The 25875-nt window shown below is 69.8% G+C and carries 22 protein-coding genes and 1 tRNA gene; 12 read left to right on the top strand and 11 right to left on the bottom strand.

The window, feature by feature from the left end; all coding sequences use genetic code 11:
- Positions 1 to 57: 57 nt before the first annotated feature.
- The 3 genes from NCC78_RS09200 to NCC78_RS09190 form a co-directional block, all read right to left on the bottom strand.
- Positions 58 to 1020 (bottom strand): anti-sigma factor RsbA family regulatory protein, encoded by a 963-nt coding sequence (locus NCC78_RS09200; protein ID WP_250793418.1) that lies wholly within the window; start codon positions 1018 to 1020, stop codon positions 58 to 60.
- A complete protein-coding gene (locus NCC78_RS09195; RefSeq protein ID WP_250793417.1) occupies positions 1017 to 1850 on the bottom strand; it encodes an MEDS and STAS domain-containing protein in 834 nt (277 codons plus the stop codon). The genes NCC78_RS09200 and NCC78_RS09195 overlap by 4 nt, the downstream gene beginning before the upstream one ends.
- 124 nt (positions 1851 to 1974) lie before the next feature.
- Positions 1975 to 2403 carry an ATP-binding protein gene (locus NCC78_RS09190; RefSeq protein ID WP_250793416.1) on the bottom strand — a complete coding sequence of 143 codons (429 nt, stop codon included), beginning with the start codon at positions 2401 to 2403 and terminating at the stop codon, positions 1975 to 1977.
- 213 nt (positions 2404 to 2616) lie between these two features.
- On the opposite strand from NCC78_RS09190, the gene NCC78_RS09185 reads away from it, so the two are divergent.
- Positions 2617 to 4605 (top strand): SpoIIE family protein phosphatase, encoded by a 1989-nt coding sequence (locus tag NCC78_RS09185; RefSeq protein ID WP_250793415.1) that lies wholly within the window; start codon positions 2617 to 2619, stop codon positions 4603 to 4605.
- A 135-nt stretch (positions 4606 to 4740) separates the two neighbouring features.
- Here NCC78_RS09185 and ileS read toward each other — a convergent pair whose 3' ends face one another.
- The 5 genes from ileS to pgsB all read right to left on the bottom strand — a co-directional run bounded on the left by ileS (position 4741) and on the right by pgsB (position 12495).
- Positions 4741 to 7863 (bottom strand): isoleucine--tRNA ligase, encoded by a 3123-nt coding sequence (gene ileS, locus NCC78_RS09180; RefSeq protein WP_250793413.1) that lies wholly within the window; start codon positions 7861 to 7863, stop codon positions 4741 to 4743.
- Positions 7864 to 8449: 586 nt separating this feature from the next.
- Positions 8450 to 9664, bottom strand: coding sequence for a CapA family protein (locus NCC78_RS09175; protein ID WP_250793411.1), 1215 nt, complete (start codon positions 9662 to 9664; stop codon positions 8450 to 8452).
- Complete coding sequence (locus NCC78_RS09170; RefSeq protein ID WP_250793409.1) at positions 9633 to 10658, bottom strand: NlpC/P60 family protein; 1026 nt, start codon at positions 10656 to 10658, stop codon at positions 9633 to 9635. The genes NCC78_RS09175 and NCC78_RS09170 overlap by 32 nt, the downstream gene beginning before the upstream one ends.
- Before the next feature lie 26 nt (positions 10659 to 10684).
- Positions 10685 to 11149, bottom strand: a complete 465-nt coding sequence (locus tag NCC78_RS09165; protein WP_250793408.1) for a poly-gamma-glutamate biosynthesis protein PgsC/CapC — start codon at positions 11147 to 11149, stop codon at positions 10685 to 10687.
- A 20-nt stretch (positions 11150 to 11169) separates the two neighbouring features.
- Positions 11170 to 12495: a poly-gamma-glutamate synthase PgsB gene (pgsB, locus tag NCC78_RS09160; RefSeq protein WP_250793406.1), complete on the bottom strand. Its 1326-nt coding sequence runs from the start codon at positions 12493 to 12495 to the stop codon at positions 11170 to 11172.
- Positions 12496 to 13044: 549 nt separating this feature from the next.
- On the opposite strand from pgsB, the gene NCC78_RS09155 reads away from it, so the two are divergent.
- Entirely contained in the window at positions 13045 to 13647 is a 603-nt protein-coding gene (locus tag NCC78_RS09155) for an AMP-binding protein (RefSeq protein WP_250793404.1), read from the top strand.
- A gap of 20 nt (positions 13648 to 13667) precedes the next feature.
- Here the strand turns inward: NCC78_RS09155 and NCC78_RS09150 are convergent, their stop codons facing one another.
- The gene (locus NCC78_RS09150) at positions 13668 to 13883 is read right to left on the bottom strand and encodes a hypothetical protein (RefSeq protein ID WP_250793402.1); all 216 of its coding nucleotides are present in this window, start codon (positions 13881 to 13883) and stop codon (positions 13668 to 13670) included.
- Between the two features lie 75 nt (positions 13884 to 13958).
- Positions 13959 to 14546 (bottom strand): TetR/AcrR family transcriptional regulator, encoded by a 588-nt coding sequence (locus NCC78_RS09145; RefSeq protein WP_250793400.1) that lies wholly within the window; start codon positions 14544 to 14546, stop codon positions 13959 to 13961.
- 186 nt (positions 14547 to 14732) lie between these two features.
- Between NCC78_RS09145 and NCC78_RS09140 the strand changes: the two genes are divergently transcribed.
- The 7 genes from NCC78_RS09140 to NCC78_RS09110 all read left to right on the top strand — a co-directional run bounded on the left by NCC78_RS09140 (position 14733) and on the right by NCC78_RS09110 (position 21747).
- Positions 14733 to 15491 (top strand): SDR family oxidoreductase, encoded by a 759-nt coding sequence (locus NCC78_RS09140; protein ID WP_250793399.1) that lies wholly within the window; start codon positions 14733 to 14735, stop codon positions 15489 to 15491.
- Between the two features lie 706 nt (positions 15492 to 16197).
- The gene (locus tag NCC78_RS09135; RefSeq protein WP_250793397.1) at positions 16198 to 17073 is read left to right on the top strand and encodes an N-acyl homoserine lactonase family protein; all 876 of its coding nucleotides are present in this window, start codon (positions 16198 to 16200) and stop codon (positions 17071 to 17073) included.
- A 75-nt stretch (positions 17074 to 17148) separates the two neighbouring features.
- The gene (locus NCC78_RS09130; protein WP_250793396.1) at positions 17149 to 17556 is read left to right on the top strand and encodes an SRPBCC family protein; all 408 of its coding nucleotides are present in this window, start codon (positions 17149 to 17151) and stop codon (positions 17554 to 17556) included.
- A gap of 579 nt (positions 17557 to 18135) precedes the next feature.
- A complete protein-coding gene (locus tag NCC78_RS09125) occupies positions 18136 to 18912 on the top strand; it encodes a ZIP family metal transporter (RefSeq protein ID WP_250793394.1) in 777 nt (258 codons plus the stop codon).
- A gap of 1348 nt (positions 18913 to 20260) precedes the next feature.
- Positions 20261 to 20336 (top strand) — tRNA-Arg (locus tag NCC78_RS09115).
- Between the two features lie 437 nt (positions 20337 to 20773).
- Positions 20774 to 20899 carry a hypothetical protein gene (locus NCC78_RS32000; RefSeq protein ID WP_284706271.1) on the top strand — a complete coding sequence of 42 codons (126 nt, stop codon included), beginning with the start codon at positions 20774 to 20776 and terminating at the stop codon, positions 20897 to 20899.
- A 608-nt stretch (positions 20900 to 21507) separates the two neighbouring features.
- Complete coding sequence (locus NCC78_RS09110) at positions 21508 to 21747, top strand: hypothetical protein (RefSeq protein WP_250793391.1); 240 nt, start codon at positions 21508 to 21510, stop codon at positions 21745 to 21747.
- A 411-nt stretch (positions 21748 to 22158) separates the two neighbouring features.
- On the opposite strand, the gene NCC78_RS09105 is transcribed toward NCC78_RS09110, so the two are convergent.
- A complete protein-coding gene (locus NCC78_RS09105) occupies positions 22159 to 22716 on the bottom strand; it encodes a DinB family protein (protein ID WP_250793389.1) in 558 nt (185 codons plus the stop codon).
- 339 nt (positions 22717 to 23055) lie between these two features.
- Between NCC78_RS09105 and NCC78_RS09100 the strand changes: the two genes are divergently transcribed.
- The 3 genes from NCC78_RS09100 to NCC78_RS09090 form a co-directional block, all read left to right on the top strand.
- Entirely contained in the window at positions 23056 to 23430 is a 375-nt protein-coding gene (locus NCC78_RS09100; protein WP_250793387.1) for a PadR family transcriptional regulator, read from the top strand.
- Positions 23427 to 24791, top strand: coding sequence for a permease prefix domain 1-containing protein (locus NCC78_RS09095; protein WP_250793385.1), 1365 nt, complete (start codon positions 23427 to 23429; stop codon positions 24789 to 24791). Before NCC78_RS09100 ends, NCC78_RS09095 begins: the two co-directional genes overlap by 4 nt.
- A gap of 110 nt (positions 24792 to 24901) precedes the next feature.
- The coding region (locus NCC78_RS09090) for a zinc-binding dehydrogenase (RefSeq protein WP_250793383.1) at positions 24902 to 25875 on the top strand (974 nt) is incomplete at its 3' end.

Raw genomic sequence — 25875 nt, 5'->3', positions numbered from 1 at the left:
GGCCCGGCGAGCCCGGGCGGCGCCGGCCGCGTGCACCGGCGCGACGGGTGGGCGCGGTCAGCGGGGGGCGTGCGGGTTCCCGGCGGTGAGCCGGAGGGTGAACCCGTCCTCGCCCCGGTACCCCGTGACGTGGTCGCAGGACTGGTAGGTGATCCAGAGCCCCAGGCCGCCGGGGGCGCCGTGGGAGGCGGGGAGCAGCCCCGCGAACGGGTCCGCCGGCCCGTCGCCGCCGTCGCTGACGGTGACGACGATGCGGTCGATGCCGGCCCAGACGCGGAGCCGCACGGGGGGCCGGCCGTGGCGCAGCGCGTTGGTGACGGTCTCGCTGACCGCGACGACGAGATCCTCCACGTCGTCGGCGGGCAGTTGCCCCCGGTCGGCCCGGTAGACGGCGGTACGGGCCTCGGCCGCCGTCGGGGCGGTCACCTGCACCTCCGGTGGCGCTTCCTGGAGGGGGTCGGGCAGGACGGGCCGGCTCTGGCGCAGGTACGTCGTCGGCGGGGTCCAGGTCGGGCTGGGCACGTGCCCGCCGTCGGGGGTGGCGAACCGGGGGTGGGTCCGGGCCACGTCGGCCAGCACCTCCGCCGCGGTGCACCGGGTGTCGTACGCGCAGATGCCCCAGAGCGGGAAGTCGTCGTAGGCGTGGTTGATCGCCGACTCGTACCGGGCCCACCAGTCCCACGTCGGTCCGAGTGAGACCGGGGGCACCTCGCCGATGATGCGGATCTGTCCGGCGCCGGCGGCGACCTGGTCGGCGAGGAGCTGGCGGAAGGAGCGGATGGCGGCGGCCGGTCGGGCGTAGACGTCGCCGCCGGGGAGGAACTCGACCCCCGACCGAGCCGGCAGGGCCGCCCGGACCAGCTCGCCGGTGCGCTCGCCGAGGGCCACGAAGGTCGGCTCACCGGCCTCGACGCCGCCGAGCAGGAAGGGCACCGCCACGGCGAGCAGCTCCTCGTCGGAGTCGTAGCGGACCGCCTCGTGGTAGTAGCCGTCGTGGTGGGCGGCGGCGCCCGTCCTCACCGCGACACCTCCACCCGGATACCCGGCAGGTCCAGCAGGGCGGCCAGGCGGGCCGCGGCGGAGTGGGACGTCCGCAGCACGGCGGTCGCGCCGCGGCGGCGGGCGTACTCGTGCAGGTGCGCCAGGGCACGGTGGTCGACGAAGCGCAGGTCGGTGGCGCGCAGCACCAGCTCGCCGTTGGAGGGGTGCAGGTCGGCGCGGTCCAGGGCGGTGCGGAACAGCTCGTGGTTGGTCATGTCGAGTTCGCCGACGAGCGCGGCGTGGCCGTCGTCCGGGGCGGTGGCGTACAACCGGAACAAACCGTCCTCGACGTTGCTCTCCGGATGCATGCAGGCCAGCTCGGCGACCGTCCGGTCACCCAGCTCCGGCCGGTGGTAGGCGCACATCGCGGAGAACGGCCGGGTACGCATGTAGCGGTCGATGCGGTGCTCGTAGCGGGCGAAGGCGTCCAGCTGCTCGGGAGTGCGGACCAGGTCGGTGGCCTCCGCGGCGACGCGCAGCCCGGTGTAGCCGGCGGCCAGCGCCGCCTCGGTCGCGGCCGCGTAGGCGGCGACCTGCGCCCCCGGGTCGACCACCGCGCCACACGAGTAGGTCCCGCCGAGGGTGATCACCTCGGCGGCGCCCCGACGCAGCGCGTCGGCGAACCCGGCGACGTCGCGCAGCTCCTCGGCCACCGACTCCGGCGGCCGGGGTGTCACGTACCAGACCCGTTCACCGGCGGCGAGGCCCGCGGCCAGGTACCGCGCCGCCTCCGGCTGGAAGGACTCCGGATCGTCGTACGACCAGCAGACGTGGCCGTGCGGCCGAGCCGGCCGCCCCCTGTCGATCACGCTGGACGCCTCACGCCGCAAGTGTAGGTCGCCCCTCAGGGAGGGCTGTCGGCCCGACCGCCCCGCCGGCCGGGGGTGCCATCAGCCGTCCGCTCCCGGCCGCTGATCCCGTCCGCTGCCGGGGTCAGCCGCGGGGAAACGAGGCCCAGACGTTCTTGGTGCTGTCGGTGGCGTACCAACCGACGCCGAGGGAGAGGGCCCGGGCGATCTGCAGACCACGGCCGCCGTCACCCACCGGGCGGCTGTCCGCGAGCTCCGGCAGGGATTCCACGTCGTGGTCGGCGACCTCGAGGATGAGGCAGTCGTCGGTGGCGAGCAGCCGCACGACGGTCGGCGGGATCCCGTGGCGCAGGGCGTTCGTGGCGAGTTCGGTGGCGATGAGCGCGACGCTTTCGGGGACCTCCGCCAGGGACTCACCCTCGCCGAGCACGTTGCCGGTCAGTTCCCGGTGCAGGGACGCACGGAGACCCCGCAGGTCCGCCGCGTCCGAGAGCGCCCACCGTCGCATCTCGGTGGCCTGCGGCGGGGGCGGCGAGGCGGTCAGTTGTCCCATGGACCCGTTCTACCCGGTCTCCGGGCACGCCAAGCTCCGTGGACCGGGGGAGCGACCGCGACCTCGCGCGGCGGCCAGGGCGGCGGCACCCGGCATGCCCGGTCCGGCCGTTCCGCCGGCTCCTGGCGAGCCGGACGTGAACGGATTAGGCGGGAGCAGGCTGGGCATGACAAGGTGCTGCAAGGCACGTCCGGTGAGGGGTAACCGTCAGTGGTGGATCCGCAGTCACGCTGGTCTTCCGGCGACCCGCAGGCGGTGATCGACGGCTTCGAGCAGTTGCCCGGCTTCGTGTGGATCTTCGAGGGCCCCGAGCTGCGGGTGGTGGCGGCGAACCCGGCCGTGCGGGCCGCCGTGGGCGACCGCAGCGGGCTGATCGGTGAACCCTTCAAGCAGGCCGTGCCCGAACTGGCGGGTCAGCACATCTTCGAACTCCTCGACCAGGCCCTGCAGGGTGTCCGTTCGCACGGCTACGAGCAGCGCGTCCTGACCGACCGCGACGGCGACGGCCGACTGACGGAGGCGTTCTACACCTTCGACATGGCGCCCTGGCGCAACCCCGACGGCTCCGTACGCGGGGTTATCGTCCAGGCCGTCGACGCCACGCCCGTGGTCGCCGCCCGGCAGGCCGCCGAAGCCGCCGCCGCCACCGCCGAACGCCGCTACCGCCAGGCCGCCGGTCTGGTCCTGGAGCTGCAACGCAGCCTCCTGCCCGACGCGCTGCCCGTGCTGCCCCGTGTCCAGGTCGCCGCCCACTACCTCGTCGCGGGCAGCGACCTCGTCGCCGGCGGGGACTGGTTCGACGCCGTTCCGCTGCCCGACGGGCGGCTCGCCCTGACCGTCGGCGACGTCGTCGGACACGGTGCCACGGCCGCTGCGGCGATGGGTCAGCTCCGCACCGTCGCCCGGCAGGCGTTGCAGTCCGGCGGCAGCCTGCCAGACGTGCTGAACGTCCTCGACGCCTTCGCGGCCCACACCACCGCGACCCGGGCGGCCACCACCTGCCTCGCCGTGCTCGACCCCGCCACGGGCGCACTCGACGTGGCGAGTCACGGGCACCCGGCGCCGCTGCTGCTCGACGCCACCGGCAACGACCGCTACCTGCCGCTGACGCCCTCCGGGCCGCTCGGCACGGGAGCCGGTCCCGCCCCCGTGCACACCTGCCGGCTGGCCGGCGGCGACCTGCTGCTGCTCTACACCGACGGCCTGATCGAACGACCACGGCAGAGCCTGCACGACAGCGCGCGAGCCCTGGCCGCCGCCGCGTCGGCGGCTCGGCGGGGAACCCTCGACGAGGACACGACGCTCCCCGACCGGCTGCCCGATCGGATCTGCACCCTGGTCACGGAACGGCTGGCCCTGGCCGAGGGCGGCTTCGGCGACGACACCACGCTCCTGGCCGCCCACCTCATGCCGGAGCCCGTGGCGCCCCTGCACCTCACGCTCCCCGCCGACGCGACGGCGCTGCGCCCCATGCGTCAGCGGATGCGCGACTGGCTCGGCCGCATCGGTGCCGGCGACCAGGACACCAGCGACCTCCTCCACGCCGCCGGCGAGGCCGCCACCAACGTCATCGACCACGCCTACCCGAGCGGCACGTCGGCGACGTTCACCATTCACGCCACCCTGGACGACCAGGGCGTCGTGCACCTCACCTGCACCGACCAGGGACGGTGGCGTCCACCGGTCCGCGACCCGGGCGGGCGCGGTCGCGGACTGACGATGCTGCACGGACTCGTCGACCGGGTGGAGGTCCGGCACACCGAAGCCGGCACCACCGTCAGCATGCACCACCACGTCGGCCGGCCCACCAACGTCACCACCGCCGGCGCCGCCCAGGCCGCCGGCCCCCACAAGCAGGCCACCGTGGTTGACGAGTTCACGGTCGCCGTCGTCGAGACCCCGACCGGCCCGGCACTTCGCGTGCACGGCCCGGTGGATCTGGCCACCGGCCCTCAGTTCCGCACCGCGATCCTGGGGACCAGCCGCGGCGGCAGCCTGCCGCTCACCGTCGACCTCACCGCTGTCACCCACCTGAGCAGCACCGGCGTCCAGATCCTGCACGAGGTCAGCCGGACGGTCAGCGACCTGCGCGTCACCGCCACCCCGCGGAGCCCCGCCCACGGCGTACTGCGGCTGACCGGACTGCACCACCTCCTACCGGATTCCCCCGGGAACGGTGACTGGGCCCCGCCCAACCGGTGAAGAACACCGCAAGCTGCGCGACGTCGCGCAGACGCTCGTCGACCGGGTGGCGGAGCGCCCCGGCCGGCCGGGGGTGCCGACATGACCTCGGCTGTGGAGGCGCCCCGGGCCGCGGTGGCCCGGGGCGCCGGTTCGTCAGGCCTTACGCAGCCAGAACGTCAGGCCGAGCGCGGCGTCGGAGAACGGCTCGGCGTCGGGCCACGACGGGTCCCCGTCGGCGCAGTCCTCCGCGAGCACCTCCTCGGCGACCAGGTCACGGTGCTCGGCCAGGGCCAGCGCCGTCTCCTCCCGGCTCGCCCGGTACCGCAGCACGATCCGGTCGGTCACCTCGAGCCCGCTGGACTTGCGCGCCTCCTGGATCTGCCGGATCGCGTCGCGCGCCACCCCCGCCCGACGCAGCTCGGGCGTGAGGTGCAGGTCCAGCGCCACCGTGGCGCCGGCGTCGCTGGCGACCGCCCAGCCTTCGCGGGGCGTCTCGACGACGACCACCTCGTCGGGGCCGAGCGTCACCGGCTCGCCGCCCACCATGACCGTCGCCGACCCGGATTCCTGCAAGGAGACCTTCAGGGCGGCGGCGTCGGCCGCCGCGATCGCCGCGGCCACCTGCTGGACGGCCTTACCGAACCGCTTGCCCAGCGTACGGAAGTTGGCCTTCGCGGTGGTGTCCACCAGCGAACCGCTCGCGCCACCCACCGCGGTGACCGACCCGACGTTCAGCTCGGACGCGATTTCCGCCAGCAGGTCGGCGCCGAGCTCCTCGAAGCCGGTGGCCGAGGCGAGCGTCCGGGACAGCGGCTGGCGGACCTTCATCCCGGAGTCAGCCCGGGCCGCGCGGCCCAGGTCGACCAGGCGGCGGGCGAGCGCCATCTGGCGGGACAGGGCCGGGTCGATCAGCGACTCGTCGGCGACCGGGTACTCGGCCAGGTGCACCGACTGCGCGGCGCCCGGGGTGACCAGCACGACCATGTCCTGCCACACCCGCTCGGTGATGAACGGCGTGAGCGGTGCGAGCAGCAGGGTGACGGTGCGCAGCGCCTCGTGCAGGGTGGCCAGCGCCGCCGGATCCCCCCGCCAGAACCGCCGCCGGCTGCGCCGGACGTACCAGTTCGACAGATCCTCGATGAACGTCGCCAGCAGCCGGCCCGCCTGGTGCGTGTCGAAGCCGGCCATCGCGGCGTCGACCTGCTGTACCAGCGTGTTCAGTTCCGACAGCAGCCACCTGTCGAGGACGCTGCGCTCCGCGGGCGCCGGGTCCGCGGCCGAGGGGGACCAGCCAGCGGTCCGGCCGTACAGGGTCTGGAAGGCGACCGTGTTCCAGTACGTCAGCAGGATTTTGCGAACCACCTCCTGGAGCGCGGTGTGCCCGACCCGCCGCGCCGACCAGGGTGAGCCGACGGCGGCCATGAACCAGCGCACCGCGTCCGCGCCGTGCTGGTCGAGCAGCGGGATCGGCTCCAGGATGTTGCCCAGGTGCTTGGACATCTTCCGGCCGTCCTCGGCCAGGATGTGGCCGAGGCAGACGACGTTCTCGTACGGCGACCGGTCGAACACCAGCGTGCCGACCGCCATCAGCGTGTAGAACCATCCGCGCGTCTGGTCGATGGCCTCGGAGATGAACTGGGCCGGGTAGCGCTCGGCGAAGAGGTCGGCGTTGCGGTACGGGTAGCCGAACTGCGCGAAGGGCATGGCGCCCGAGTCGTACCAGGCGTCGATGACCTCCGGCACCCGCCGGGCCACCGCCCCGCAGTGACAGGCGAACGTCACCTCGTCGATGAACGGGCGGTGCGGGTCGAGGCCGGTCACGTCGGATCCGGTCAGCTCGCTGAGCTCGGTCAGCGAGCCGACGCAGGTCACGTGCTCGTTCTCGCACCGCCAGATCGGCAGCGGGGTGCCCCAGTAGCGCCGCCGGGACAGCGCCCAGTCGACGTTGTTGTTCAGCCAGTCGCCGTACCGGCCGTACTTCACCGTGGCGGGATGCCAGGTGGTGCGCTCGTTCTCGCGCAGCAGGGCGTCGCGCACCGCGGTGGTGCGGACGTACCAGGAGGGCTGCGCGTAGTAGATCAGCGCGGTGTGGCAGCGCCAGCAGTGCGGGTAGCTGTGCTCGTAGGGGATGTGGCGGAAGAGCAGGCCGCGGGCGGTGAGGTCGTCGACGAGCGGCCGGTCCGCCTCCTTGAAGAAGAGGCCGCCGACGAGGGGCAGCTGCGGCTCGAACCGACCGTTGGGCTGCACCGGGTTCACCATCGGCAGGCCGTACGCCCGGCAGCTGGCAAGGTCGTCCGCGCCGAAGGCCGGCGCCTGGTGGACCAGGCCGGTGCCGCTGTCCGTGGTGACGAACGACGCGAGGATCACGATGTGCGCGTCGGCGATGTCGAGCAGGTCGAACGGCGCCCGGTAGCTCCACCGTTCGAGTTCCGCGCCCTTGAACGACTCCCCGGTGAGGTCCCAGCCGTCACCGAGCGCCTGCGCCATCAGGGGCTCGGCGACGACGAGCTGCTCGTTGCCGTCGGTGGCCACGACGTACCGCACGTCGGGGTGCACCGCCACCGCGACGTTGGACGGCAGGGTCCACGGCGTGGTGGTCCAGACCAGCAGCGACGCGCGCCCGGACAGCGGGCCGGAGGTGAGCGGGAAGCGGACGAACACCGACGGGTCGACGACCGTCTCGTAGCCCTGGGCGAGCTCGTGGTCGGAAAGGCCGGTCTCGTCCCGGGGACACCACGGCGCGACCCGGAAGTCCTCGACGAGGAGGCCCTTGTCGAAGATCTGCTTCAACGACCACCACACGGACTCGATGTACTCCGGGTCCATGGTCCGGTAGGCGTCGTCCATGTCGACCCAGTAGCCCATCCGCTCCGTGAGCTGGGCGAACGCGTCGGTGTGCCGGGTCACCGATTCCCGGCAGCGCGCGTTGAACTCGGCGATGCCGAACTTCTCGATGTCCTGCTTGCCGGAGAAGCCCAGTTCCCGCTCGACGGCGAGTTCCACCGGCAGACCGTGGCAGTCCCAGCCCGCCTTCCGGGCGACGTGGAAGCCCTTCATGGTCTTGTAGCGCGGGAAGACGTCCTTGAAGACCCGGGCCTCGATGTGGTGGGCGCCGGGCATGCCGTTGGCGGTGGGCGGGCCCTCGTAGAACACCCACTCGGGGCGGCCGCGGGACGCCTCCAGGCTGCGGGCGAAGATGCTGTTGGCGTGCCAGAAGTGCAGGACCTCATGTTCGAGCCCGGGCAGATCGACCTGAGTCGGTACGCTGCGGTACATCGCTCCTCCGTCGGATGCATGTGCTGACGCTCCGGCGGAGGGACGAGGCGGTGTGCCCCGCGGTACCACCCTCCTTGGCCGCGTACGGCCCTCTCATTTCAGGTGCGGTCGGTTCTACTCGGCCTCGCGGCCTTTCCTCCGACGGCTCCGGGGTGATCTTCCCGTCGCGCAACACCCTCGGGCTTCCACCGTCCCCGAGTCGCTCCTGGCTGCATGCGGCGGTACTCGTCCCCATCTGCGCCTTGCCGTCCCAGCTTAGCCCAGCCCCGTGAGCGAAGACCACGTGCCGCCGTTCCCGCCCGGCACGCTCCGCAGCGGCGTCGCTGCTCTGCCCGTGTCCCCAGGGCGACCGACTGCGGGCCCTTCCTCTTCCTGCCGGCTGCCGCCCGTCGCCGCAGCCACCACCGCGACCCGCTTCGCGGGTGTGATGCGGCGTCATCCTGGCGTCGAGTGTCGCGCCGGACGACCACTGCCCGCAGCCGCTATCTCCTCGTCGTTCGCGCCGCAATCCGCCATCCCCAGGACGTCTGGCTCTCCCCGGCCACCGGTCGGCCGCTGCAGGAAGGCCGGACCGGCAGGTGCCCTGTCAATGCGTCACCTGCAGCCCGGCGGCGGTCGCGCCGCGGCTGTTGAGGTAGCCCGTGATCCGATCTTGGGCCGCAGTGTAGATGCTCCGGCGGCGGTCGATGGCGGGCATCCGCTCGAGGGTGCGGGCCAGGTCGAGGACGCGGATGGTCGGCCTGAGGGAGAGCCAGATCGGGATGGCTTCGGCGCGGGTGACGATCCACCGCCGGTTGGGCTGTTCCGTGAAGGTGAACCTGGCGAGTACGCCCTCGCGGTTGGCGTCGTTGGGGAAGTCGTGGCGGGCGAGGGTGTTGCCGACGCCGTAGGCGATCCATTTGTCGCCGACCCGTTCGAAGGGCTGTACGACGTGACTGTGGTGGCCGATGATCAGGTCGATGTTCGGGTCGGCGATGAGCTGTCTGGCCCAGAACAGTTGCTCGCCGTCGGGTGTGTGAACCTTTTCGGTGCCCCAGTGCGCCGAGAGCACGATGATCTGTGCGCCGGCCCTGCGGGTGGTGGCGGCGGCGGCGCGGATCGCGGCGACGTCGATCCGGTTGGCCAGCCACGCCTTCCCGGCTGGCGGTTCCAGGCCGTTGAAGTGCATGGCCCAGGACAGGTGACCGATCTTGACGCCGTTGACGTGGTAGATCGTCGGGGTTCTGGCTCCGGCCGCGCTGCGGAAGGTTCCGGTGTGGCGCAGACCGGCCGCGTCGAGCGCGTCGAGGTTGTCGTACACGCCCTGCTCTCCTTGATCGAGGGCGTGATTGCTGGCGGTCGAGCAGGTGTCATAACCGGCGGTCTTGACCGCGGCGGCCAGGTCGGTGGGCGCGTTGAAGCGCGGAAAATCCTTGGGCTCGCCGGGCCCCATGGGGGCCTCCATGTGACAGATGGACAGGTCCGCCGATTCGACGGCCGGACGGATCGAGGCGAACATCGGGTCGAAGTCGTAGCCGGCGCGGCCGGCCGCCTCGGCGTTCGCCCGTGCCTGCCGCCAGGTCGGCGGATGCACCAGGATGTCCCCGGACCCGAGGATGCTGACATGGCGCGGTCCGGCCGCCGCAGGTCGCGCGGTGGCCTCCGCGGGCTGCGGAGACAAGCGATCGCGAATGACGTCACCGCGCAGCGTCCACACGCCCGCCGGGGCGACGACCAGCGCGATGGCGAGCACCGCGTGTACTGGGAATTTGCGCACAGCGGCTCCCTTCCTACAGGCGGATGACGCGGCGCAGCCGCTCACCGAAGTAGCCGGAGTCGACGACGCCATCGCCGCGCACGTCCCCGAAGGTGGGCCCGTCGGCGGTGCCGCGAGACGACACGAACCGCATACCTTTGTCGGCGTCGTCGCCGATGTAGATACCGGAGTGCGTGATCAGTGCCGGATCGTCGTGCAGGGCGAAGAAGACAAGGTCGCCGGGTTGCAGGGCGGACAGGTCGGCTGGTGGGCGGCTGGGATTGCGGCCGGCGGCGATCACCACCGAGCGGGCGTGTGCCGCCATGCTCGCCGCGGTCCGCGGCAGGCCGTCGACGGTTGTGCTGGCGGTCTGGTTGAGCAGCGGAAGGCCGAACCGGTAGCCGTAGACCAGCCTGATGTAGCCGGAGCAGTCCAGGTCGCGGTCCCACCGGGCCGACGGTCTGACCGTGCCGGCGTCCGGAAAGGTCCAGGGGATCTCTAGGTAGTCGTAGAAGTCGGCGCCGTCGCGTTCGTCGCGGCTGTGCACGTACCCGAAGCCGGCGTCGCTGGCGTACCGCACTCCATGATCGTCGCGGAGGTCGGGTGCGTCGTGCAGGTACTGCATCGCGGCCGCGAGCACGTCCACCGGGTCGCCGTCGTCAAGCTGGGTGATCAGCCAGCGGGCCAGGGCCTCCGGGATCTGCGGACCGGGCTGCCACGCCTGTGGGGCGATACGCACGTACGCCGTCGATTCGACCACGGCGGTGGTGGTTGACGGCTCCTCGAACCGGCGGGGCGGGCCGGTGAAGACGGTCGTTCGCGCGCCGACCGTCAGGGTCGCCACCACGGTCTGGTCGACCCGCCGGCGGACCTGGGTGCGGGCCGGGTCGGCGAGATCGACCAGCTCGTACTCCTGGGCCAGGCGCTCGGCCGCAGGGTTGCCGGCCGGACGGGCGCCGGGCCCGGTGGCGTGCGGTGTCAGGTCCGGATCGTCCGGGGTGGATCCTGCCGAGTTGACCGCTGCGCAGGCGACGACGACGGCGGCTGCCACACCGGCCATGGCTACCAACCCGCTACGGACCAGCTTCATAGGGAGATCACCGCAAGGGCCACCGCGCCGGTACCGCAGGTGACCAAGGCGGTGGCGGCGAGAGTCTGCAAGGCACGTGGCCGTACGAGCTGGAAGCTCATCAGCCCGGGCACCAGGAAGGACAGCGTGTCGCCGCCGAACAGGAACGGGTAGCGCAGGTGCAGTGCCAGGAACGCGCCGAGCGACAGCGACGACGAGACCAGCATCGTCACCGCGAAGAGGCGCTTGCCGTACAGGATCGTGATGCGCTGCAGCACCTTCATCAGCCCGACGGTCACGATCGTGACGCTGGTGATGGTGATGAGGCTCGCGAGGTCTTCGAGGGCGGCCAACACCACGCAACCGGGCACCATCAGGCCGGCCGGCGCCACATTGGTGATCAGGTATCCGACGAGTCCGAACAGCAGCCCGGCGGCGACGATGACGGCGCTGAGCTCGGAGGACAGGTCGAATGGTGCCATGACTGGTGACTCCTGTTTTGTCAACGGTGTACGGGACCCCGGCGACCGGCGGGCATGACCGCGCGGTGCGCTCCAGGCAGGACGGCGGTGTCGGCCCGGTAGAGGGCTTCGAGCGTGGCGCTCAGCTCGTCGACCGGGGACGCGGCGGTGGCGGCCACGGTGACCTGTTGCAACGCCGTGAGCAGTTCCTCGCCGGGGCCGTGAATGTTGCCGATCATGATCAGGGAGGTTCCGGTGTCGCCGGGGGCGATCGCCTCGACGACCGCGTCGCGAAGGTGCGTGCCGGTTCGGTGCCCCCCCTCAAGATCGACAACCCGGTCGCGCCACCCGTGCGGCACCTGATGCAGCGCGCTGCGCGTCGGCGAGCCGATCAGGAATATCCGGTGCGGATTGAGCTGCGGGATGATGGCACCCATCTGGCCGTTGCGTTCGACTCGGTCCGGACGGCAGTTGATCACCACCGCCACGCGCTGTCCGATCAGCCGTCGCTGGCGCAGCAGGTCGACGTTCATCAGCGTCGAGGCCGGGTCATTGGCGGCGAACAGGTTGACTGCGGTGAACCGGCGTCCCTGGTGCGCGCACGCGTCGACGCGCAGCACGCCAGGGTCGGGGCGGGCGCAGTACATGCCGGCCAGGGCCGTCGCCCGGTCGACGCCGCACAGCCGCGCGACCGCCAGGGCGACCGCGACGTTCTCTTTGAACGTGATCCACGGGAACGGAGCCATCTCAGCGTCGCTGACCGTAGCCGGGTTGACCGCGATCAGCCTGCACCTGCGGCGGGCGGCCTCCTCTCGCAGGATGTGCAGCCGGTCCCGTTCGGCGGTGATCACCACTCCCCGGCTCGGCATCGACCGGCTCAGCGACCGTGCGACGTCGTCGAGGGTGGGGCCCATCTCCTCGAGGTGGTCCTCCCGCACGTTGGTGATCACCACGATGCGGGCGTCGATCAGCTGCTCCTGATTGACCTGCTGCAGTTCCGGCTGGACCGCCATGCACTCGACGACGAGAGTGTCGGCTCCCGCGTGTACTGCCCGCTGCACCACGCCGACCTGCTCAATCACGTTGACGGCACCCCGGCGCCGCCGGATCGGCATCTCCCGCCCGCCCGGGTAGATGAATCTCGCCGCCGTGCCGGTCGTCTTGGCCACGACGACGCGCCGAGGATCCTCGCGCAGCGCGCCGGCGGTCAGCCGAGTCACCGACGACTTGCCCCGAATGCCGTTCACCACGATCCGGGTCGGTATCCGCGCCAACTGTCGCCGGTGCCGGGCCCGCTCCGCCGCCAAGTGGCCGAGCAGGACAACCAGCGCGAGCCCGAGCCCGCCCAGCGAGACGGCGAGCTGCATCCTCACCACGATCGACGCCAGCGGTCGTCGACCACCCGGCCTTCCGCAGGTGATGCGAACGGCGCACGCCCCAGAGCGCCCACGCACCGTCCGGTCCGTGGCGTGACCGCGCCGCATTCCATCCGAGCTGCCTCCTCCGGGGCCGACCATGGCCGTCCAGACCCGCGTGTGTGTTCAGCAAGATCCGGCTGCCGTGGTGGCTCCTTCGCCGGGATCTGCCCTTTCAGGCAACGACGGTGCGGCGCGCTGGTTGCTGCCTGACTGCGGGGTCACTCACCTGACTGCGGTGTCAGTCATCTGACTGTGGTCTCAATCAGCAGATTTAGGTCGCATCTTGGCGTTTCGGGTCATGCCGGGAAGGGGCCTTTGCTAGCTTCGTGAAGCCTTGCCGGTGATACGGCATGCGCGGTCCTTTTAAGGCATATGCGGCGCGATCTTCGCTTCGCCGGGTCTGTCAGTGTCACCTCGTGACCGACCAGGGGTCCTCACGATGGTCACCGCATGGTGCAGGTCATTCGAGCGTGGTCGGCGCAGGAGGTTCGCGTTTCCGTGGAGCAGGTCGGGTACGTCAGTGCGTCCACATCACCCCTGCGACTGGAGCGTCCGGAGACGGAAGGGCGCGTCATCATCGGCCCGCCAGCCGTCGATCCGGTGGGCGGCCCCGGCGACTGCGCCGTCACGAGAACGCAGCGCCTGCACCACATGTTCGAATCCGCCTGCGACCGGGATCCATCTGCCATCGCGTTCGAGTGCGGCAACGAGCGGCTGACCTACCGAGAGCTGGACGAGCGCGCGAGCCGGCTGGCCCATCACCTGCGTGCCCTCGGCGTCGCGAGCGGCGCCCGGGGTGGCCATCCTGCTGCAGCGTTCGGTCGACACGTACGTGGCGTTGCTCGGCGTGGGAAAGGCGGGGCGGCTTTCGTGCCGATCGACCCCGAGTCCCCAGCCGACCGAGTCGCATACATCGCCGAGGACTCGGCCGTCGACCTGGTGTTGACCTCCTCGGCACTCGCCGACCGGGTGGGCGACCAGCCCGGCTTGAGCAGTGAAGCCAGGCAGAACCTGCGCCGTGGACACTACGAACTCGCTGTCGACGTCCCGCCGGCAACGCGGGTGTCTGGGGCGTTCGCCGACCTCGCCCTGGCGATCTGACCTCGGACCCGACGCCCGGTTCAACGTGTCCGTCGATCCCAGCAACAGCGCCGGGCTGCCGGCCGAGGATGGATCCCGCATACCGGTCCGTTCGTGCTGATGTCGTGAGCGGTGCCGTCGGCGAGGGTTTGGAGTTTGTCGGGGTTGGCGACGTTGTGGATGGTGGTGATGCGGTCGTCGGCGTCGAAATCGAAGGTGATGGTGGCGATCGCCCGGCCAGCGCCGCTGAACACCATGCCCGGGCCGCCGTTGCTTCGCGACGGTCTGAGCTGGGTGCAGGCTGGGTTGGCGACGCAGACGCCTCATACAGCTCAGGTGTTGCCGGTTGGCGTGGGGGTCGAGTTGAGGACGGCGTTCACGACTGTGTCGGCGTACTGCGGGGTGATCGGCTGGCCGGTGATCAGGAGCCGGTACCACAGCGGTGCGATGAGCATGTCTTCGAGCAGGTAGGGGTCGAGGCCGACCACTTGTCCGCTCTCTTGCGCCGCGCGGATCCGTTCGCGGTTGCGTCCCGAGAGGGGGATGTGGACCTGTTGATGGAGGATGGTGGCGAGTTCGGGGTCATGCTGGGCTGATCCGACCACCCCGGCGAGGAGCTCGCGAAGCGCGTCGTCGGTGAAGACCTTGGTAACGCCATGGATCCAGGTGCGCAGGTCCGCCGCGAGGTCGCCGGTGTCGGGGATGAGGAAGTACGGCTCGCCCACCCGTTCGGTCAGCGCATCCAGGTACAACGCGCCCTTCGACGGCCACCAGCGATAGAGCGTCGGCTTGCCGACCTTCGCGCGGGCGGCGATCGCCTCCATGGTCACGGCGGCGTAGGACCGTTCCGCGCACAGATCAAGGGCCGCCTGAAGAATCACCGCGCGCGATCGCGCGCCACCGCTGGCCTTTCCAGTCACGAGGAGACACTACCACGGGGAACGTGACGTTTCGTTCTTGACACCGTGGCTGCCGGCTGCGTTAATACTTCCATCAAACGTTACGTTACGTTTTGCGGGCGTGGAGAACAGTGCCTGTCCGACGCTCGGTCGAGTCCGACCCCGGCCGGGAGATCGCCTCCCGGATTCGACGAATCTGGAGAAGCTATGACGTCATCAATTCTGCTCACCGGCGGGACCGGCACGCTCGGGCGCCTGGTCCTGCCGCTCCTGCGGGATGCCGGCTGTGAGGTGCGGGTCCTCAGTCGGCGCGGCAGCACATCCCGCACCGGCGCCGAGTACGTGAGCGGCGATTTGCTCAAGGGCGAGGGGATCGAGTCCGCAGTCGACGGGGCCGAGATCATCCTGCACCTGGCGGGCGCCCCCAAGGGCGATGCCGAGGCGACCGCGAACCTGGTGCGTGCCGCGTCCCGAGCGCGGGTGCGGCACCTGATCTACATCTCCGTCATCGGCGCGGATCGGATCCCGCTGAGCTGGTTCAACTCCAAGTTGGCCGCCGAGCGGGCCGTAGCCGGCTCCGGCCTGCCGTGGACGACGCTGCGTGCCGCTCAATTCCACGAACTTACCCTGAAGACCGTGCAGGCGATGGCGAAGCTGCCGGTCATCCCGGTCCCGGGCGGAATGCGGTTCCAGCCGGTCGACGCGCGCGACGTGGCAGCCCGGCTCGTGGAGATCACGCTCGACAAGCCGGCCGGCCTGGTGCCTGACCTGGCCGGGCCCAAGGTGTACGGGATGGCCGAGCTGATCCGCGGGTACCTGCGGGCGCGCGGCAAGCGCCGGTTGATGATGCCGGTCCGGATGCCCGGAAAGGCCGGCCGCGCATACCGGGCTGGCGAGAACCTGACTCTCGAGGCGGCGGTGGGCAAGCGAACCTGGGAGGACTTCTTGACCGAGCGGCTGCGGTAGCACACCGATCTGTCGCGGTCGGCCGCCGACTCGCTGATCGCCCATCTCGTACGCTCCATCCGTGCGCCGCGGACGCGGGAAGGCTTCCGCGGTGAAATGCCCTCCTCGCGCGACTCGCTGACGCGTTCCTGCCGACCACTGGCGCCCGGTCTGGCATGCGGATTCAGCGACGAACTCCTGGCCCGCTTCTCCGCCGAGCGCCGCTCCAAGGTGCCTTCGACATCGATGACCTCGGCCAGACCGTCAAACTGACCGTGACCCACGACGACTTCGAACCCGGCAGCGCCGTACTGCAGGCCGTCACCAACGGCTGGCCACGCCTTCTGGCTGACCTCAAAACCCTTCTCGAAACAAGCTAGACCTACTTCGCTCAGGCGGACCTGTAGTCCGCCGACGGCGTGGATGGTCCGCATCAGACCGAGCAGGTTGATCGCGACCATTCCCCGCCATTCACCTCGGCGAGGCCAAGGCCCGGATGCGATTGGATCGGGCCCCTCCTGACGGCACTACTGGCTTCAACGCCCCACGGGCCCCACGGCGGCGGCGGTTATGCGTTCGGCCGGACACCGTCCTGCGCTGGCGGTAGCGGAGCAGGTCAGCTCCCGCTCGGTCAGCGGCTCACCGGCTCTTGATCCGTCCCCCAGGTGCCCGTCCAGACCGGTGTATACCAGCGTCGACATTCCGCATATGAATTCGACTAAAGGACATGAACGTGACGAACGAAGCAAGCATAAAGCAGGTATCGATGGTCAGCACCGGATCGGTGTCGATCCACCCCGAGCACGTGTCCGCCACCCGCAAGCCGATGTACTGGTGGTTGTTCACCTCACGTCGCTGGACCCCGCCGCTGCCCATCAACGTCTACATGATCGAGCACCGCGACGGGCTGGTGCTGTTCGACACCGGACAGGACCGAGCGTCGGTGACCGACCCCGACTACTTCCCCGGCGGTATCACCGGAGTGATGTACGGCAGGCTAGCCCGTTTCGATATCGGCCCCGAGCAGACCCTCACCGCCCAGCTGGCGGCCATCGGCTACGACATCGGCGATGTCCGCACTGCGGTCATCTCCCACCTGCACCAAGACCACATCGGCGGCTTGCGGGAGCTGACCGGCGCCCAGATCGTGGTCAGCCAACGCGAGTGGGACACCCTCGGCGAGCCGCAACCGGAACTGCGCGGCCTGCTGACCTCCCACATCGACCTGCCCGGACTGCGCTGGCGCCACATCGCCCCCGAGCCCCTTGCCGACCCAGCCCTGGCCCCCTTCACCACCGGCCATGACCTGTTCGGTGACGGCAGCATGGTGCTGCTGCCCACCCCCGGCCACACTCCCGGGTCGCTGTCGATGCTGGTCCGCAGGCCCGGCCGGACACCGCTGCTCATGGTCGGCGACCTAACCTATGACTCGGCTCTGCTGGAGCGTGGCCAGGTGCCGGGCGTCGGTGAGAAGCGCAAGCTAGCCGACACGACACAGATGGTCAACGAACTCCGCCTGCGGAATCCCGGCCTGGCGGTTCTGGCCGCCCACGATCCGGGCGCGGCCTCCAGCCTGCTCGCCGCTGACCACACCAGGCCTTGAGCAATGAAAAGGGCGTCCCGCGGAATTATGTGAGCGCCGACACCCGCACAAGCAAGAGAAACGGAGCCAGAGGCCATGACCAATGAGCGAGCGACGAGATTGGTAGACGTGCCGCCTTCACAGGTCCGTCTGCTGCTGCTCAATGCGCAGGCGCTGCCCGATTGGAACCCGGCAATTCGATTCATCGATGGGCCCGCCGAAGCTTCCACCGGCGTCCGGTACGCCATTAAGGTACGCGGCGGGCTCAGCGGGACCTGGGAATACATACGCATCTACGAACAACACATCGACATGACCTGGCGGGTTCCAGGGTTCCTGGAAACCGGTACCTGGCTGCTCCGGCCAGACGGAGGGGGCACCATGGTCACCCACGAATTCCAGCACCAGGGGCCCCTGGCCCACGTGCTGAGCAACGCCTTTCGCGGTGTCGCCGAACTACGCCTTGACCGCCTGAGCCAGCAGGCCACCCAGTCCATGAAGTGAGAACGGAATACAGCATCCTCCGAACATGTGCAACGCCCCAGTAGCCCCCGGCCAGCGCAGGTCTTGCAGACATGACCGTAGATCAGGAGGGGGACGGGTAGGACCTCGGCAAGGTAGTGATGTGTCCTGACTAGACATGCTTCGCCGGGCTGGCCAACCCGGCTCTTCGAATTTAAGCGGGGTTGAGGTGTCCGCGGTGGCGTCGGGTGGTGGCGGTGCGGCGGACAGTTCCCGACTCGCACTCGCCCCGGGTGCCGGCGGTGTGGGATCCGCGCCCGTCAACGACGGGGCGAGACTCAGGCGGGGTTGCCCCTTTCCTCACCTCTTGTTCCGATCGGACTCCAGGATGAGGTTCTGATGGCGGCACGTTAGGAGCAGGCGCAGGGCGTGTGACCTGCTCGACCAGTCTGTCGCGCCCGCAGGCGCATGTGGGCGGTGCGGCTGCGACGCCCCTCGGGCCCAAGCAAGGCGAAGTCGGCCCAGACGAGAGGTCGGTCCGATCTCCAGTTCGACACCTCCCCGCCGCTAGGCGGTGAGGGCTGTGAGTTTGGTGCGTCGAGGTGGGGGTAGGCGTTGCCCGTGGGGGAGGTGTGGCCGACAGCCATCGTGGCCGGTGTCGCGGCGGTTTCCTCGGTGCTCGGCGGGCTCATCGGGGGGTGGCGCAAGCCGAGCACGCTGCTGAGCAGCATTGCGCTTGGTTTGGCGGCCGGAGTGCTGCTCGGCACGATCACCTTCGAAATGCTTCCCCGCGCGGAAAGCCTGGCATCGTTGACGTTCGCCTCGGCCGGGTTCCTTACCGGCATTGCGCTGATGTTCGTCTTCGACCTGACCCTGCAACGGGGCCGGACCGCCGGCCCTGCATCTGACCAGCTGAGGCAGATTCGCCGCTTCCACCAGAAGCGCCCTCCGCGAGGCGACGAGGTCACCATGTTGGCCGGGGGAACCGCCGCCGAGGAGATCATCGAAGGCGTATCGATCGGCGTGAGCGCCGCGATCCAGCCAGAGCTGGCGCTATTCGTCGCCGGATCGATCGCCCTGGACAACATCACCGAAGGGCTGAGCATCGGAGCCCTCTCGGCCGAGCGCTCCGAGAGCGGTGGGCGTGGCCGGGCGGTCAAGTGGACCGCGACGATCGGGGCCTCGCTGTTCGTCTCGGCGGTGCTCAGCTGGCTGCTGCTGCGTTCTCTGCCGGACATCCCGCTCGGCATGGCGGTAGCCGCCGGCGGCGGCGGGATGCTGTATCTGACGATCACGGACCTCATCCCCGAGGCCGAGGCACGGCACTACCAGCACTCCTCGACCCTCGCGGCGGCGATCGGTTTCCTGATCGCCTTCATCCTGTCCAGCCTCGTCTGACCGGAAGCTTCGATCATCCGCGCAAGGCGCTCGAACAGGGGCAGAACCGAATGCGGATTATGTGAGCACGAGCGGGGTCGAGCGGGCCGCCCGCGCCAATCGGAAGGCCGTCTGGTAGACGCCGGCGTGGCCATGGCACAAGCTGGCGTCGACGAGCCGGGTGCGCTGGCCTGGGTCGGAAAGGTCGAGTCGTGTGCACCGCTGACGAGAGGCAGGGGTGCGCAAGGCGCGGGCGGGTTCGACCGGGCACATGTAGCGGATGACGTGCCGCTTATTTGTCCGCCTGGCCTTAGTTATTGCCCTGCCTCGTCCAGCCGAGGAACCTTCCGAACAGGAGGATCTCATCTGGCCCAGGCTCGGGATTGAGCTTGCGCAGGTCATCGGCGGCCTCGCCGAGCATTGACGCCAGGTAGACGCTCAGCGCTACTTGATCGTTCACGTACTCGGCAGAGAGTCTCAATCGAGCTTCCCCGCACGGCCAGGGCTGCGCGCAGACTCGACACAGCCATATGGGTCGGATGGGTAGGTGCTCAGGCATGCCTGCCGCCGTTCGCCCGGTACTCCTGCCCTCTCGTGAGTAGGTTTCCGGCCCGCAGGATTTCGGTCTGCTGGTTCCAGTGGGGCGGGGCGGCCCGCCTCGATCGTTCCCCACCCCGTCGTACTGCCAAGTTGACCTAGGTTAGTCCCGCCTCACGGCCGGGCGGGATCGGGCGTTGGGGCGAAGACTGCGCGTGCCGGTGCAGCAGCGCTGCGCCGAAGATGCGTTCGAACAGCGCCTCCGGCTCGGAGGCGTCATGTGCGGTCCGTGCCCTGGCAGTCGGATCGGGTCGCGGATCTGGACGACGGGATCTCGGTCAACCCGAGGCTGCCCTTGGCGACTCTCCGTTGCGGTCAACCAGCGTCAGCGGCGTCGCATGCACCCACGGGTGCACGAAAAACGCCCCTCCGGTCGACTTTCGTCGATGGCCAGAGAGGCGTTTTCCCTGCTCAATCGCTGTGCGCCCGAAGGGGCTCGAACCCCCAAACGTTCTGATCCGTAGTCCGATGCTCCGTATCGGCTGGTAGCAGGGTGACCGGGCACCGACCCGATGCTGAACCAGCACCGATTGGCGGTGTGTCAGATGATCTCTGCTGTGCTCGGAATGCGCTTGTCGCTCGGTGAGTCGTGGGTACCGATGGGCAGCCGCGGTCACGGCGGGCAGCGGTTGGCACGGGTCGGTCCGGCGGGCATCGGTGTGCTCCATGTGTGCTCCGCTGGTCGGAGCAGCGGGGCGGCTGGCACCCGTGAGCACACGCGGGTACTCCCGGTACTCCTGGGCACCCGCTGGCAGGTAGGCTGGGCCCTCGCGCCCTCGTAGCTCAGGGGATAGAGCATCGGTTTCCTAAACCGTGTGTCGCAGGTTCGAATCCTGCCGGGGGCACCAGGTCAGAGCCTTGATCAACGATCACTGTTCCGCCTTTCGAGGCTTTCGTGCCGGCTGCGTGCCCCGATCGCTTCGCCACCTTCGCCCTGCTCGCGTCCAAGTGCTGGGCAACCTCAGCGTTTCTGCCGTCGACGGCGGGCGGTGGGGCGTGACGTCGGCCAGCCCAGCGGACCGCACCGCGGCGAGGAACCGGCGCCGGAAGCCGTGCGAGGGGCCGGACGCGTTCGTCTTTTCCATGCGGCAAGCGCACAGCAATGCCAGCGCGACCACCCGCCACTGGCAGTGTCGCCAGGCGCTCCCGAAGCTGAGACGGTGACAAGGAGCGAACCGCAGTGCGCCCCTAGAACTCACGACTAGTCAGCACCCGCACCGCGGAACGACGCGGCCCCGACCGTCGCAGCGAAGATCGCGTCTTTGCCACCGGCAACGCCGTCGTCGTGCTCGATGGCGCATCGCAACCAGAAGTAAGCGACCTCGACGCGGGCTGGCTGGCCGACACCCTGCGCTGCGAACTCGCCGAGCGGCTCAGCCAATGCGACGACGACCTGGACCCGGCGAGGTGATCCGCACGTCGCACCCCTGAAAGCACCCCTGACCCTCAGCGGAGCCTTAGCCGCTCACGATTTCTTCGTCAGCCATCTCGTCGTTCAACCGCTGCCGGTCAGACCATGCGCGCCAAAGTCCGTGCTGTCGCAGAACCGAACTCAGGCCAAGCAGAGCGACGGAGACGATAAGGCAGGCGAAGGCCACCAAGGCGAGGATCAGGGAGGGGCTCCCGTTGCTGGTAAGTAGCAGTACCAGCCCCGTAGCGCCGGAGGCAACGATGAGGGCAGCCAAGCCGCGGTTCTCTGGTGGCTCAGTCTCCATGGCCAGGCTTCCTCACTCTGGTCGGATCGGGCTCATACTGTCGGCCACCGAAGCCCTTGGCAAGATTCAGTACCGACCAGATAGGGGTGGGCAGCCGACCGGGCAGAGCACCGCCTAACCGGCCATCAATTCTTTTCTCTCTGAATTGAGGGCAGGGATGGGCCATCCACGGGCCGGTAGCCGTGGCGCCGGGCGGCCACCTGGGCACGAACGGTTACGCGTTCCATGCACTGATCCGGCCCACCACGTGCTTGGCGGCGGTGACCTTCGTGCTTCCAAACTGGCGGTACCTACACTGCGGGCTGTGGATCAGGACGAGGTTGTGGTCAGACTCAGCCACGACGAGGCACTGGTGCTGTTCGAGTGGTTGTCCCGCACCGATGAGCTGACCAACGACTTTGGCGACCTGGTCGAGGACCAGGCCGAGCAGCGGGCGTTGTGGAACCTCACCTGCCTTCTCGAACGGGTGCTTGTCGAGCCCGTCCGGTCCGAGCATCGGGAGTTGGTTGAGCAAGCGCGGTCCCGGCTTCGAGATGAGGACTGACGCGCCCGGCGCATCAGCCGGTGCGGGAAGTGGCCGCCCGGGCCCATGTGTGGGCCACAAGCGGGGGACCGGCCGGGCTGGATGAGGCGATTCGGGACCACTAGGACCAGCCTGTGGGCCGTGCAGAGCCCCAACCTTGGCAATTCCAAGCTGACGTTCCGTCCGGCCGGGCGTGCCCGTTGGCACGGGAGCCGAGGATAACGGCGGTCAGCTCCTGGACGTGGCGGCCGGCATGGCGGCGCAGGTCAAGCCAGGTCAGTGCCGCGCGACTTCCGGCCGTGTCCACGTGCCGGGACACGTCATCGGGGCCGGCGGCGGCTGCGGCCTGCACGAAGCGGCGGCGAAATCCGTGGTAGCTCTGCTGGCGGTGGCCCCCGCCAAGATGCCGATCAGCGGCAGTCGAGGGACCTGCTAGAGGGTGAAGTTTTTGGGTGCGCCTTCACCCACGCGACCGTCCACTGCCTCACGAAGGATGTCCGCGTGGCCCGTGTGTCGTGCGTACTCCTCGATCATGTCCAGGAGCATGGCGCGGACAGTGGGTGTGCGACCGTCCGGCCAGGTGAAGGACGCCGGTCCGTCGAGCCCGCGCTCCTTGATGACCTCAGCTACGAGCCCGCGCGACCGCTCGACCGCGTCACGCCACACCGCGTAGAGGTCTTCCGGAGAGTCCAGCGCCCCGGTACGCCATTCCCAGTCAGGGTCGGCGTCGAAATTCACGGCGGCCCAGGGGGCTCCGTACTCGCGGCCCGCCAGCTTTACCGCCAGCCAGTCCGCCTCGACCAACGCCACATGCTTGACGAGACCACCGAGTGTCATCGAGCTGGCAGCCGTGGTCGCGCGCATGCCCTTCTCGTCGAGCCCCGCCGTCTTCCAGGCGAAGGTCCGCCGGTTGCGCTCAAGAACTGAGAGCAGGGACTCCACCTCGGAGACGGCAGCAGACGGATCAGGCTTTGCGGCTGATTCGCTCATGACAGGAGCATAGTCAACCGATCGACTACCACTCATCGACAAGAGCGGATACCAGCACACCAGGGGCGGACCGCCGGCGTGACAACCAGCACTTGGCGCGGCGAGGGAAGGTGTAACCCTTCAGGTTGACTCACGAGCCGCATCACCCGATCCCGTCGTCGCTGACTCTCCCGGCCACCGCCGACTTCTTCACGCTCCGGCTGTCCAGCGGCCTCGCCGAAGCAGGGCTCGGCGGGGATGTGGCAGCGCACTGACGTCCGGCCGATGTCCGGCGTCGGGATTGTGCGACCCCTATACCTAGAACTACTATGCATTGCAGTCCTAGGTATAGGCGGTCACATGCACATCACCAAAGACCTCGTGGCGGCCTCGGCGACGCCGCTCGTGCTGGGGATCCTCGCCGAAGGCGAGAGCTACGGCTACGCGATCCTCAAGCAGGTCAACGAACTGTCGGGCGGGCAGCTGGAGTGGACCGACGGTCTGCTCTACCCGCTGCTGCACCGCCTGGAGCGGCTCGGTCACGTCGACTCGGCCTGGGAGACCCCGCCCGGGGGACGCCGCCGCAAGTACTACCGCATCACCGACCAGGGCCGGGCCGAGCTCGCCGAGCAGCGCCGCCAGTGGGCCGCGGTCGTCGACGCCCTGCGGGGCGTCTGGAGCACGGCACAGTCCATCAGGCCGATCACGACACTGGCATGGGAGGCCGGTCGATGACCGTCGACGGCGACAACGACCTGGAGGGCCAGATCGCCGAGTGGCGGGCCTACACGCGCCGCCGCCGGGAGCTGCACCACACCGATGCCGAGGAGCTGGAAGACCATCTTCGCAGCCGGATCACCGAGCTGATCGAGGCGGGCCTGCGAGCGGACGAGGCTTTCCTCATCGCTGTCAAACGCATGGGGAGCCTCGACGAGCTGTCGCGGGAGTTCGCTCGCGAGCATTCCGAGCGGCTGTGGAAGCAGCTCGTGCTGCCCGGGGAGCCGGACGGGTCCGCCGCCGCCCGTTCCCGTCGCGAGCTGCCTGTCATGGTGCTTTGTGCGACCGTGGCGGCGCTCGCGATCAAGGTGCCGGGTTGGTTCGGGCTCGACATGTCAGACGACAACTTCGGCTTCTACGCGCGAAACGTCAGCCTCTTCGCGCTGCCGGCGCTGGCCGCCTACTTCGCTTGGCAACGCCGGGTCGGTCCTCGCGTCATCGGGGTGCTCGCGTTGCTGTTCGTTCTCGGCGCGGTCGCCGCGAACGCGTATCCCCTGGCCGACGACTCGCAGACCTTCGTGCTCACGGCGATCCACCTGCCGATCGCGCTGTGGCTGGTTGTCGGCGTCGCCTACGTGGGCGGTGACTGGCGTTCAGACCGGCGGCGCATGGACTTCATCCGGTTCACGGGGGAGTGGCTGATCTACCTTGCCCTCATCGGGCTGGGTGGCGGCGTGCTCATGGCCTTCACGGTGGGCACCTTCAACGCCATCGGCCTCGACGCCGAGGGATTCCTCGAATCGTGGCTGCTGCCGTGCGGCGCCATGGGCGCGGTCATCGTGTCGGCATGGCTGGTGGAGGCCAAGCAGAGCGTCGTCGAGAACATGGCGCCGGTGCTGACCCGCGTCTTCACACCGCTTTTCGCGGCCACCCTGCTGGCCTTCCTGGTCGCCGTCATCTGGACCAACAACGGCATCGACGTCGAGCGCGATGTGCTCATCCTCTTCGACCTGCTGCTCGTCATCGTGCTGGGCCTGCTGTTGTATGCCATCTCCGCCCGTGATCTCGCGACCCGGTCCGGCCTGTTCGACCGGTTGCAGCTCGCGCTCGTCGTCAGCGCCTTGATCATCGACGTCATGGTGCTGCTGGCGATCACCGGCCGGATCACCGAATGGGGCTTCAGCCCCAACAAGACCGCGGCATTGGGCGAGAACCTCATCCTGCTCACCAACCTGGCGTGGTCGGCATGGCTGTTCCTCGGCTTCGTGCGTGGCCGCATGCCGTTCGCCCGCCTGGAACGCTGGCAGACCCGTTACATGATCGTGTACGCCGTCTGGGCCTGGACAGTCGTCGTCGCCTTCCCGCTCGTGTTCGCCTGAGCCTCCGGCCGCCTCTCGCGCTCGAACTCCGCGATCGTGGTCACCGACACAGACTGGCCGGGTGTTACCAGGGTTGACCTGAAGCCTGGTGCAGGTTGTCGGATGGGTCCATGCGTGCGATTCAGCTTCACGAGTTCGGTCCCGCCGAGAACCTGGTGCTCGACGACCTGCCCGACCTGTCGCCCGGCCCCGGCCAGGTCCGGATCGCCGTGTCGGCCAGCGGGGTGCACCTGCTCGACACCACCCTGCGTCGGGGTGAGGCGGGCGGCCCGCTTCCGCTGCCCGACCTGCCGACGATCCCGGGCCGGGAGGTCGCCGGCGTCGTCGACCAGGTCGGCACGGGCGTGGACGAGGCCTGGCGGGGCCGGCGGGTGGTCGCGCACCTGGGCATGGTGCCGGGCGGGTACGCCGAGCAGGCGGTGACCGCGGTGGAGTCGCTCTTCGTCGTACCGCAGAAGCTGACCTGTGCCGAGGCGGTGGCCGCGGTCGGCACGGGCCGGACCGCCCTCGGGGTCTTCAAGCTGGAGCCGCCGACGGCGGACGACGTCGTCTTCGTGCCCTCGGCGGCCGGGGGTGTGGGTTGGCTGCTCGTCCAGGCGGCGCGGTCGACGGGCGCCCGGGTGGTGGCGGCGGCGCGCGGCGCGGAGCGGACGGCGCGGCTGCGCGAGCTGGGCGCGGACGTGGTGGTGAACTACGGGCTCGCGGACTGGGCCGACCGGGTGCGGGAGCAGGCCGGCGGCCTGACCCTGGTGTACGACGGGGTGGGTGGCGCGGTGGGCCGGGCCGCCCTGAAGCTGCTGGCGCCGGGCGGCCGGTTCATGATGTTCGGCTGGTCGGCCGGCACGGCGACGCGGATCGACACCGAGGACGTCATCGGTCGGGGCCTGACCGTCGGCTGGCTGGGGCAGCGGATGCGCGCCCTGCCCGGCGGCATCCCGGCGCTGGCCGCCCGCTCGCTGGAGCTGGCCGGCCAGGGGTGGTGGCGTCCGCTGGTGTCGACCTATCCGCTGGCCGACGCGGCCGGCGCGCACGCGGACCTGGAGGGACGTCGGGCGCTGGGGAAGGTCGTCCTGACGCCGGGCGG

This window comes from Micromonospora phytophila (assembly GCF_023656545.1).
In the GTDB taxonomy this organism is placed as follows: Bacteria; Actinomycetota; Actinomycetes; order Mycobacteriales; family Micromonosporaceae; genus Micromonospora; species Micromonospora phytophila.
The sequence above is the reverse complement of the archived record's forward strand: the minus strand, read 5'-3'. Positions and strand labels throughout refer to the sequence as shown.